General features: G+C 74.3%; 3 protein-coding genes. All 3 read left to right on the forward strand.

Annotated elements, in window-relative coordinates:
* Positions 1-7: 7 nt before the first annotated feature.
* The gene (locus AB0B48_RS06490; RefSeq protein ID WP_357196806.1) at positions 8-3,703 is read left to right on the forward strand and encodes an ATP-binding cassette domain-containing protein; all 3,696 of its coding nucleotides are present in this window, start codon (positions 8-10) and stop codon (positions 3,701-3,703) included.
* Positions 3,700-9,438: an amino acid adenylation domain-containing protein gene (locus AB0B48_RS06495; RefSeq protein WP_357196809.1), complete on the forward strand. Its 5,739-nt coding sequence runs from the start codon at positions 3,700-3,702 to the stop codon at positions 9,436-9,438. Before AB0B48_RS06490 ends, AB0B48_RS06495 begins: the two co-directional genes overlap by 4 nt.
* On the forward strand, positions 9,438-12,089 hold a 2,652-nt coding region (locus AB0B48_RS06500), incomplete at its 3' end, for a type I polyketide synthase (protein WP_357196812.1). The genes AB0B48_RS06495 and AB0B48_RS06500, both read left to right, overlap by 1 nt.

Consider the following 12,089-nt stretch of genomic DNA (forward strand, 5'->3'; position numbering starts at 1 on the left):
ACGCACCGTGTCGACAACCACCACACCGGTCCGCCCGAGTGCCGAACAGGACGCGGGAGTGCTGTCCCGACTCTTCGTCCAATGGCCCTCGATCCTGGTGAAGGCGTCCCTGCGCCGACCACTGAAGCTGTCGGACAGCCTGACGCCGCCCCGGTACGACCACCTGGAGCGGGTGACCCCGGTCTTCGAGCGTGCCTGGGCCGCCCGGCGGGACCAACCGGACGGGCTGCGGCGGGCCCTCTACCAGACCTACCGCCGGCGGTTCTGGTGGGCGGGCCTGATCTTCCTGGCCTACCAGACCTGCGCGACCGTCGGGCCGCTGCTGGTGCGGGAGCTGATCGCCTGGTTCGAGGGCGACGGCCGGGGCCCGGTGGTGGAGGGTCTGCTGATCGCCGCCGGCCTGGCCGGCTTCTACGTCCTGGACGCGTTGAGCCACAAGCACCAGTGGTCCGAGGTGTGGAAGACCGCGCACTCGATCACCGCGCTGCTGCGGACCGAGATCCTGCGCAAGTACCTGCGGATGGACCGCGGCGCCCGACTGGCCCACCCCTCCGGGGAGGTCATCACCCTCGCCTCGTCCGACGCCCGGAGGGTCGGGCGGGTCGCGTTCACGCACATGGCGTGGGCGGTGCCGCTGGGCATCGCCGGCTCCTGCGTGGTCCTGTGGGTGCTGCTGGGCTGGGCGGCGCTGGTGGGCATCGTCATCCTCATCGCCGGCCTGTGGCTGTCGCACGTGGCCAACGAGAGGGTCTTCGCGCTGGTGCCGGCGATCCGGGACGCGAACGGCGTCCGGATCGGGCTGGTCGGCGAGTACCTGGGGGCCATGCGGACGCTGCGCACCCACGGCTGGGAGGACGTCGCCGAGCGGGCTGTCGGCCGGGAACGCGCGACGCTCAACGCGTTGCTGGTCCGCCGGCAGAAGCGGCTCGCCACGCTCTACCTGGTGAACGCCGCCGCGCCGGTGCTGATGGTGATGGCCACTCTGGTCACGTACGCGGCGCTGGGCAACGAACTGAAGGCGGCCGACGTGTTCGCGGCGATCGCCGTGCTCACCGTCCTCCGGTCCCAACTGCCTGAGCTGGTGCGCTACCTGGACATGCGCAACGAGTGGCGGGTGGCGTTCGGGAAGGTGACGACCTTCCTGCGGGCCCCGGACACCGCCGAGGCGTCGACCGATGACGACGCGCCGGCCGGGGCGGTCGACCTCGACGGGGCGTCGTTCACCTGGCCCGGGGCCGACGCGGACGCCCGGCCGGTCCTGACCGGCGTCGACCTGCGGGTCGCGCCCGGTGAGTTGATCTGCGTGCTGGGCCGGGTCGGCAGCGGCAAGTCCGCGCTGCTCGCGGCGCTGGCCGGGGCGCTGCCGACGGTCGCGGGTACCGCCCAGGTCGGCGGCAGCGCCGTCTACCTGCCGCAGCGCCCCTGGATCATGCAGGGCAGCGTCGTCGACAACATCCGCTGCTTCTCGCCCGACGATCCGGACCGGTACGCGGCGGTCGTCCGCGCCACCGCCCTGGAGGCGGACCTGGCGGCGATGCCGGCCCGCGACGGCACGGCCATCGGCGAGCGGGGCGTGAACCTCTCCGGCGGGCAACGGCAGCGCATCGCGTTGGCCCGCGCCGCCTACGAGGACGCCGACGTCTACCTCTTCGACGACCCGACCAGCGCCGTCGACGACGCGGTCGCCGGCACCATCCTGGAGGCGCTGTTCGACGGGGTGCTCGCCGGGCGTACCCGGATCGTTGCCACCCACCGCCTCGACGTGGCCCGACGGGCCGACCGGGTGGTGGTCCTCGACGGCGGCCGGGTGGTCGCGGCGGGCCGGTTCGCCGACGTCGCCGCGCAGATGCCGGACCTGCTGCCGGCCATGGCCGCCGAGGCCGCGACGCCGTCCGACCCGGACGGCGCCGCGCTGGACGAGGTGGCCGAGGAAATGGCCGCCGAGGACGAGGAGGAGACGGTCCGCGCCGGCAAGGTCGGTTCCGCCACCTACCGCCGTTACCTGCAGGTGCTGACCCCCGGCCTCCTCGCTGTCGTCCTGCTCGGCCTGGCAGTCGGCGGGCAGGCCGTCCTGGGCGGCTCGTCGTTCTGGCTCGGCCACTGGACCGAGCACGCCGGACAGGACACGCTGTACTACGCGGGCGTGTTCGCCGCCATCGGTCTGCTGGCGCTCGTGCTGGATCGCGGGCTGTTCAGCTTCGCCTTCGCCCGGGGTGTGTCCGCCGGCCAGAACCTGCACGGGTCGATGCTGAACCGGGTCTTCCGGGCCCCGCTGTCGTTCTTCGACCGCAACTCCTCCGGACGCGTCCTGGCGCGGTTCTCCGGTGACATGGAGACCATCGACCTGGAGTTGCCGGAGACCACGATGGACACCCTCCGGGTCGCCGTCGGCCTGGTCGTGCCGTTGGCGGCGCTGGCCTTCACCAGTCCGCTGATGCTGGTGGCGGCCCCGCTGCTGCTGGTGGTCTACCTCCGCTGGCAGCGGCTCACCCGGGCCAGCACGGTCGAGGCGTCCCGGCTGTCGAAGCAGGCGAACGAGCCGATGCTCGCGCTGCTCAACGAGGCCGTCGACGGGGTCACCTCGATCGAGGGCCGGAACAGCCGGGTGCGCGGCTACCAGGCCGCGTTCGGTGAGCGGGTCCGCGTCGCGCACCACGCCGACTACACGGTCAACGCGCTGTCGCGGCACTTCAACCTGAAGCTCGACATGCTCGGCGCGGTCGTCCTGCTGACGTACGGGGTGCTGATCGTCGCCGTGGGCGGGATCGGCGCCGGGCTCGCCGGTGTCGGGATCAGTTTCGTGTACGCGCTGATGGAGGCGCTGGCGATGAGCCTGATGACGGTGCAGATGATGGACCTGTCGCTGGCGAGCTTCGAACGTGTCGACGACTACACCCGGCTGCCGGTCGAGCCGACCGACGGGCGACCGGCCCCGGCCGGCTGGCCCACCGCCGGCGAGGTCCACTTCGAGAACGTCACCCTGCGCTATTCCGAGGGTGGCCCGGCCGCGCTGAACGGCGTGTCGTTCGACGCCCCGGCGGGCAGCAAGATCGGCATCGTCGGCCGGACCGGCAGCGGCAAGTCCAGCCTGTTCACCGCGCTGCTGCGGTTCGTGCCAGCTGAGCAGGGGCGCATCCTCATCGACGGGGTGGACACCGCCACTCTGCGGCTGGCCGACCTGCGGGCCGCCGTCGAGGTGGTACCGCAGGATCCGGTGCTGCTGCCCGGCACCCTGCGGGACAACATCGACCCGACCGGTGCGTACCCCGACGCGGAGGTCACCGCCGTCCTCACCAAGGTGGGTCTCGCCGACCGGCTGCTCGGCGTGGACGGTGGCGGTCTCGACGCGGTCCTGTCCGCCGGCGGCGGACAGCTCAGCGCCGGTGAACGACAGCTGCTCTGCCTGGCCCGGGCGTTGCTGCGGGACGCGAAGCTGGTCCTCATCGACGAGGCCACGTCGAGCCTCGACGCCGAGACCGACGCCCGCATCCAGCGGCTGCTGGCGGTGGACCTCGCCGACGCGACGGTGCTCACCATCGCCCACCGCCGGGAGACCCTGGCCGGTGCCGACCGGGTGGTGACGCTCGACGGTGGGCTGGTGGCCCGGGTCACCGACAGCGATCCGGCCGGGGTGCTGACCGGGGCGACGAACCCGGTCGGGCAGCGCGCCGGCCAGTCGAGTCTCGGGGAGCCGGTGCAGTGACCGGGTCGCGCGCGGTGGCCGCGGAGGCGGACGCGCTCGCCCACTGGCGGGCCGGGCTGGCCGGCGTACCCACCCTGGACCTGGTCACCGACCGGGTCCGCCCGGCCCGTCGACGCCAGCACACCGACCGGGTGACGCTCACCGTCGGCCCGGACACCACCCGACGGCTGCATGCGGTGAGCGCGGCGGTGGGCGTCGCGCCCTCTGTGCCGTTGCTCGCCGTGGGGCAGGTGGTGCTGGGCCGGCACGCCGGCACCCGGGACCTGGCCACCGCGACGCCGCTGGACGACGCCCTGGTGCCGTTGCGCGGCAGGTGGGACGACGACCCGTCGGCCGCCGACCTGTTCGCGCGGGTCGACGCCGGGTTGCGGGCGGCCTCGCCGTACACCGGCGTCCCGCTGCACCGGGTGGCCGAGGCGCTCGGCCTACCCCGCGACCCGAGCCGTGCCGCGCTCTGCCCGGTCGTACTGGGGGTGGGAGCGGCCCCCGCCACCACCGGGGCGGTGCCGCCCGACCTGAGCGTGCTCTGGGACGAGCCGGGGCCCGACCTGGCGTCCGGCGTCCTCGCCTACGACCCGGACCTGTTCGACAACGCGACGATGCGCCGGTTCGCCGACCACTACCTGACGTTGCTCGACAACGCCCTGACCGACCCCGATTCGCCGATCTCCACCCTCGTGCACACGTCGGCGCAGGAGCGCGAGCTGATCGCCCGGTGGGGCACCGGCGGCGGTACGGCAGGTCCGCCGAGCGTTCCGGCGGCGTTCCTCAGCCAGGCCGAGGCGACACCGGACGCCGTCGCTCTGGAGTACGACGGCACCACCCTCACGTACGCCGAGGTGCGCGCCCAGGCGGATGCTCTGGCGACCGTCCTGACCGGACACGGGGTCACCCCGGGCAGTGTCGTCGGCCTGGCGATGGGCTCGTCCGCGCAGCTCGTCGTGGCGATGCTCGCGGTGCTCGCCACCGGGGCGGCGTACCTGCCCCTGGACCCGTCCTACCCCGAGGCGCGGCGGGAGTTCATGCTGCGTGACAGCGGGGCGCGGCTGCTGCTCGCCGACGGTCCGGTGGCCGTCGTCGACGACCTGCCGGTGCTGCGGCTCGACCGGCTGGTGCTGCCCGCGGGGCGGTCCGTGCCGACGTGGCTGCCGACGTACCCGACCCAGCGGGCCTGCGTCCTCTACACCTCCGGGTCGACAGGGCGGCCGAAGGGGGTCGAGACCACCCACGGCGGGATCGTCCGGCTGGTTCACCGCGCCGAATACTTCCCCGTCGGGCCCGCCGACGCGGTCGCCCAGGCGGCCAACGTGTCGTTCGACGCGGCGAGCTTCGAGGTGTGGGGTGCGCTGCTCAACGGCGCGCGCTTGGTGGGCGTCCCCAAGGACGACGTGCTCACGCCGTCCCGGCTGGGTCGACGACTCGCCGAGCACGGCGTCACGGTGCTGATGCTCACCACCGCCCTGTTCCACAGGTGCGTGGACGCCGACCCGGCGATGTTCGCCCCGCTGCGCGCCCTCTACTTCGGCGGCGAGCCGGCCGACGCCCGCCGGGTCGCCACGCTGGCCGCCGCCCTGCCGGGCCTGCGCCTCGTCAACGGGTACGGCCCGACCGAGTGCACCACGTTCTCCAGCACCTGGGACGTGACCGACCTGCCCGGCGACGCGGCGCGGACCCCGATCGGCCGACCGATCGGTGGGGAGCTGCTCTACGTCCTCGACGACCACGGCCGTCTGACCGGCATCGGCGCTCCGGGGGAGCTGTTCATCGGCGGTGCCGGTCTCGCACACGGGTACGTCGGCCGGCCCGACCTGACCGCCGAGCGGTTCGTGCCGAGCCCGTTCGAGCCCGGCGCCCGCGTCTACCGCACTGGTGACGTGGTGCGGTGGCGCGAGGACGGTCAACTGGAGTGCCTGGGCCGGGCCGACCAGCAGGTCAAGATCCGTGGTGTCCGGATCGAGCCGGACGAGATCGCCAGCACCCTCACCACCTGCCCGGGCGTCCGGGCGGCCGCCGTCACGGTGCACGGCGACGGCGACGAACGTCGGCTCGTCGCCTACGTCGTCCCGGACGACGCCCCGGTCCCGGCGGGTGAGCTGCGCGCCCACCTCGCCGCCCGGCTGCCCGAGGCGATGGTGCCGACCTGGTACGTGCCGCTGGCCGCGTTGCCGGTCACCCCTAACGGCAAGGTGGACCGCCGAGCGTTGCCCGCGCCCGACGCGCACCACGGCGTCCGGGCCGCCGACGGCGTGCCGCCCAGCGGCCCGATCGAGGAACTGGTCGCGCGGACGTGGCAGGACCTGCTCGGCGTGCCGGTGGTGTCCGCCGCCGACGACTTCTTCGCCCTCGGCGGCCACTCGCTGCTCGCGGCGCAGATGGTGGCGCGGATCGCCGCCACCGCCGGCGTGCGGCTGGGCGTCCGCGCCGCCTTCGAGGCGCCCACCGTCGCCGCGCTCGCGGCGCGCGTCGCCGACGCCGACCCGGACGACGCACGCCCTCCGGTGCCGGCCGCCGGCCCCGGGCCGCACCCCCTGTCGTACGCCCAGCAGCGGCTGTGGTTCCTCGACCGGCTCGACGCCGGTCAGGCGGTCTACTCGGTGCCGCTCGTGCTCACAGTGGACGGCCCGCTCGACGTCGACGCCCTCGACGCCGGCCTGCGGGGGCTGGTGACGCGGCACGCGGCGCTGCGGACCCGGCTGGTGACGATCGAGGGCGAGCCCTGGCAGGTCGTGGACGACGAGCCAGCGGCCGTCCTCACAGTGGACGACCTGCGCGACCGGGCCGACCGTGACGAGCAGGCCGACGCCCTCCTGCGCCACGCCGCCGCCCGACCCTTCGACCTCGCCACCGGGCCGCTGGCCCGTTGGCACCTGGTCCGGCTGACCGACGAGCACGCGATGCTCCTGATGACGCTGCACCACGCGGTCTGTGACGGCTGGTCGATCGGCGTGCTGATCCGTGACCTCGGCGCGTTCTACGCCGCCCGGACCATCGGCACGCCCGCACCGGCCCCGCTCACCGTCGAGTACGTCGACTACACCCTGTGGCAGCGCGCCCTGCTGGCCGGCGACGCGCGGACGACCCAGCTCGCGTACTGGGTGGACCAGCTCGCGGGTGCGCCCGCGGCACTGGACCTCCCGACCGACCGTCCCCGCCCGGCCACCGCCCGACACCGGGGAGAGACGTTCGACGTACGGCTGCCCGCCGCCCTCGTCGAACGCCTCGACGCGGTGGGACGGCGGCACGGCGTCACCCGGTTCATGGTGCTGCTCGCCGCGTTCCAGCTGGTGCTGGGCCGGTACGCGGACGTCCGCGACGTCAGTGTCGGCAGCCCGGTGTCCGGGCGCACCCGCTCCGAGTTCGACGACCTTGTGGGTTTCTTCGTCAACACCGTCGTGCTGCGGACCCGTTGGCAGGACACCGAGACCTTCGTCGACGTGCTGGCCCGGGCGCGGGACGCGGTGCTCGGCGCGTACGAGCACCAGGACGTCCCGTTCGAGCAGGTCGTCGAGGCGGTCCGGCCACCACGCGACCCCAGTCGTACCCCGCTGTTCCAGGTCATGCTGTCGGCACAGAACCTGCCCGAGCGGACCGACGCGGTACCCGGTCTGTCGGTCGGGGTGACCGAGCCACCCGGCCGGGTGGCGAAGTTCGACCTCACGGTGGCCTGGGACGAGGTGCCCAGCGCCACGGGCGAGCTGCGCGGCACCGTGGAGTACGACGTCGACCTGTTCGACAGGGACACCGCCGAGCGGCTGGCGCACAGTTACCGCACCCTGCTGGAGTCGGCGCTGAGCACCCCCGACACCCCGGTGTCCACCCTGGACCTGCTGCCCGGCCCCGAGCCGGTCCCGACGGTCGGCGGGTCGACCTACGCGCCGACCGCGTCGACTCTGCACGGCCTGGTCGCCGCCGCCGCGGCGCGCTGGCAGCAGCGCCCCGCGCTGGTGCAGGGCGACCGGCAGGTCAGCCACGCGGAGCTGGACAGCCGTGCCGCCGCGGTGCACGCCCACCTGACCGCCCGGGGTGTACGCCCCGGTGACACCGTCGCCGTCCTGCTGGAGCGCAGCCCCGACTGGCCGGCGGCGCTGCTCGGCGTCCTGCGCGCCGGGGCCGCGTACGTGCCACTGGACCCGGCGATCCCGCCGAGGCGGTTGGCGCACGTCCTCGCCGACTCGTCGGCGGTGCTGCTGCTCGGCTCCCGCGAGACCCGCCCGCCCGCCGTCGACCTGCCGTTCGTCGCGATCGAGGACGCGGTGCTCGCCGCCCCGGCCGCCGCTGGCCCGCCGGTGCACCCGTCGGCGACGGCGTACGTGCTCTACACCTCGGGCACCACCGGGCAACCCAAGGGCGTCCGCGTCAGCCACCGCAACCTGGTGCACACCCTGGAGGCGGTGGCCGGGCACTACGCGCTCACCCACACTGACCGGGTGCTCCAGTTCGCCGCGCTCGGCTTCGACGTGGCCGCCGAGGAGCTGTTCGGAACGCTGATCCGGGGCGGGACCGTGGTGTTGCCGCCGGCCGGGCCGGTGCCCGGTCTCGACGAGTTGACCGCGCTGGCCCGCCGGGAGCGACTCACAGTGCTCAACCTGCCGGCGTCGTACTGGCACGAGTGGGTGGCGGTGCTGGACCGTCACCCGCCCGCCTCCTGTCCGGACCTGCGGCTCGTCGTGGTCGGCAGCGAGCGGGTCGACGCGGGACGGCTCACCCAGTGGCGCGCCGCCGCGCCGGAGGTGCGCTGGCTCAACGCGTACGGCCCGACCGAGGCCACCATCACCGCCACAGTGCACGAGCCGGGCGGCGACCGGGAGCCGGTCACCGGCAGCGTCCCGGTGGGACTGCCGCTGCCGGGCGTGCGGGCGTACGTCCTCGATCGTGGACTGCGGCCGGTGCCGCGCGGGGTCCCGGGGGACCTGTGGCTCGGCGGACCGGGGGTGGCGCAGGGCTACGTCGGGGACCCGGCCCGCACCGCCGTCAGCTTCCTGCCCGACCCGTGGGGCCCGCCCGGCGACCGCATGTACGGCACCCGGGACCGGGTCCGCCTCGGTGTCGCTGGGGTGCTCGAGTTCCTCGGCCGGGAGGACGACCAGGTCAAGGTGCGCGGCTTCCGGATCGAGCTGGGCGAGATCGAGGCGGCGCTCGGCGCCCACCCCGCGGTCGGGGAGGCGGCGGCGGTGCTGCGCGAGGACGTGCCGGGCCGACCCACGCTGGTCGGTTACGTGACGCCCGGCGACGTGGACGTGGCGCTGCTGCGCGCGCACCTGGCCGACCGGCTGCCCGGGTACATGGTGCCGGCCACGATCGTCACGCTGGACCGCCTGCCACGCAGCGAGCGCGGCAAGGTCGACCGCGCCGCCCTCGCGCCGCCCGCCGCCCCGACCCATGCCGGGGTGGGTGTGCCCGGCAGCGAGTTGGAGCGCGCGGTGGCGGCGATCTGGCGCGACGTGCTGGTGGTCGACGAGGTGGGCGTCGACGACAACTTCTTCGACATCGGTGGGCACTCGCTGCTCGTGATGCGGGTGCAGACGCACCTGTCCGAGCGGCTGGGACGCACGGTGCCGGTGGTGGAGCTGTTCCGCCACCCCACAGTGCGGGCACTCGCCCGGCACCTGGCGTCCGGGGACCGGACGCCGGCGATGTCCGCCGCGCACCACCGCGCCGAGACACGCGCCGCCATCCAACGGGCGCGCACACAGCGACGTCGGCCGGGCCGGCATCACGACAGGGGGGACGCATGATGACCGAGGAACGTACGCTGCCCGACACCGCCATCGCCGTCGTCGGAATGGCGCTCCGGGTTCCCGGGGCCGCCACCCTCGACGCCTTCTGGAGCAACCTGCGCGACGGGGTCGAATCGCTCACCACCCTCGACGACACCGACCTGATCGCCGACGGCGTCGCACCGGAGGAGTTCAACCACCCCGACTACGTCCGTGCCCTCGGCGTCCTCGACGACCCGGCCGGCTTCGACGCCCGCTTCTTCGGGTTCTCGGCCCGTGAGGCGCAGCTGCTCGACCCGCAGCACCGGATCTTCCTGGAGTGCGCCTGGGAGGCGTTGGAGCACGCCGGTCACTCGTTCGACTCCACGACACCGGTGACAGGTGTCTACGCCGGGGTGGGGGAGAGCTCGTACCTGCTGCACAATCTGCTGCCCAACGCGGACCTGGTGGCCCGGGTCGGGGCGTTTCAGACCTCCATCGGCAACGACAAGGACTTCCTGCCGACCCGGGTGTCCTACAAGGTCAACCTGCGGGGCCCCAGCATCAGCGTGCAGACCGGCTGCTCCACCTCCCTGGTCGCCGTGCACATGGCCGCGCAGGCGCTGCTGGCCGGCGAGTGCGACGTCGCGCTGGCCGGCGGCGCGACGGTCATCGCCCGCCGCCGTGGCTACCGGCACACCCAGGGCGGCATCCTCTCCGCCGACGGCCACTGCCGGGCTTTCGACGCCGAGGCGACCGGCGCGGTTGCCGGCAGCGGCGCCGGCGTCGTCGTGCTCAAGCGGCTCGCCGATGCGATGACGGACGGCGACCTGGTGCACGCCGTGATCCGAGGCTCTGCCGTGAACAACGACGGCGACCGCAAGGTCGGCTTCACCGCCCCGAGCGTGGACGGGCAGGCTGACGTCATCGCCGAGGCGCTCGCCGTCGCCGGGGTCGACCCCGGCACGATCGGTTACGTCGAGGCGCACGGCACCGGCACCCCGCTCGGTGACCCGATCGAGGTGGCCGCGTTGACGAGCGCCTTCGGTGACCTGCCGCCGGGCCGCATCGGGCTCGGCTCGGTCAAGACGAACGTCGGGCACCTCGACACCGCCGCCGGGGTCGTCGGTCTGATCAAGACGGTGCTGGCGCTGCGGGCCGGCGAGATCCCACCGTCGCTGCACTTCCGCACCGCCAATCCCGAGCTGGGTCTTGACGCGAGTCCCTTCCACGTCGTCGCGGCCCGCACCCCGTGGCCGGGCGGGGTGCGCCGTGCCGGGGTCAGCTCGTTCGGCATCGGTGGCACCAACGCGCATGTCGTCGTGGAGGAGGCCCCGACCCGCGTGGCGGGCCAGGAGAGCCGCCGGCGGCACGTGCTGCCCCTGTCCGCCGCCACACCCACCGCCCTCGACACGGCTGCCGAGCGGCTCGCCGCACATCTGAGCGCCCACCCGGACACGCCGCTGGCCGAGGTGGCGTACACCCTGCAACGCGGCCGGCGGACCCTGCCGTACCGCCGGGCGGTCGTCGGCGGCAGCCTCGCCGAGGTGGTCGAGGTGTTGCGGCGACCGGCGACCGGGCCGGCCGAGACCGCCACCGACCGCGCGGTGCTGTTCACCTTCCCCGGGCAGGGCGCGCAGCGCACCGGCATGGCGAACGCCCTCTACGTCGCTGAGCCGGTGTTCCGCTCCGAGGTGGACCGGGCTGCGGACCTGCTGACGCCGTTGCTCGACACGGACATCCGGGACCTGCTGTTCCCCGCCGACGACCAGCGGGAGACCGCCGCGGAACAGCTCCAGCAGACCCGGTACGCGCAGCCTGCGCTGTTCGTCGTCGAGTACGCGCTGGCGAAGCTCTGGGCGCACTGGGGCGTACGACCGGCGGGGCTGCTCGGGCACAGTGTGGGTGAGCTGGTGGCCGCCTGCCTGGCCGGGGTGTTCGCACTGCCCGACGCGGTGCGCCTGGTCGCGGCACGCGGTCGGCTCATGCAGGCGGCGGAGCCGGGCGTGATGCTCGCGGTGCCGCTGGCCGAGGCGGAGCTGCTGCCGCTGCTCGACGATGTGCTGGACCTCGCCGCCGTCAACGGCTCCCGGCAGTGCACCGTCTCCGGGCCGCCCGAGGCCGTGGCGGCTCTCGAGGCCCGGCTGCGCGAGCGGGGGGTGGCCTCGACCCGGCTGGCCACCTCGCACGCGTTCCACTCGCGGGCGATGGCCGCCGCCGGGTCGGCGTTCGAGGCGGAGGTGGCCCAGGTGCCGCGCTCGACGCCGGAGATCCCCTTCGTATCGAACGTGACAGGTACCTGGATCACCGCCGAGTCGGCCACCAACCCCGCGTACTGGGCCCGGCAACTGCGGTCGACCGTCCGCTTCGGCGACGGCCTGGCGGCGCTGCGCGACGCCGACGCCGACGCCGTGGTGCTGGAGGTCGGCCCCGGGCGTGTGGTGACCCGCCTCGCCGGTGGGTCGGCCGCCCGCGCGGTGGCGTCGCTGCCGTCGGCCGGCCGGGACGCCGACGCCGAGACGGAGCTTCTCGCCGCCGCCGGTGCGCTGTGGCGGATGGGCGTCGCGATCGGGTGGGAGGCGCTGCACGGTGACGTGCCGCCCCGGCGGACGGTTCTGCCGGCCTACCCGTTCGAGCGGGAACGCTGCTGGGTCGATCCTCCCCGGGACGCGGTGACGAGCCGGGCGGGT

This window comes from Micromonospora sp. NPDC049089, from assembly GCF_040648775.1.
Lineage (GTDB): Bacteria > Actinomycetota > Actinomycetes > Mycobacteriales > Micromonosporaceae > Micromonospora.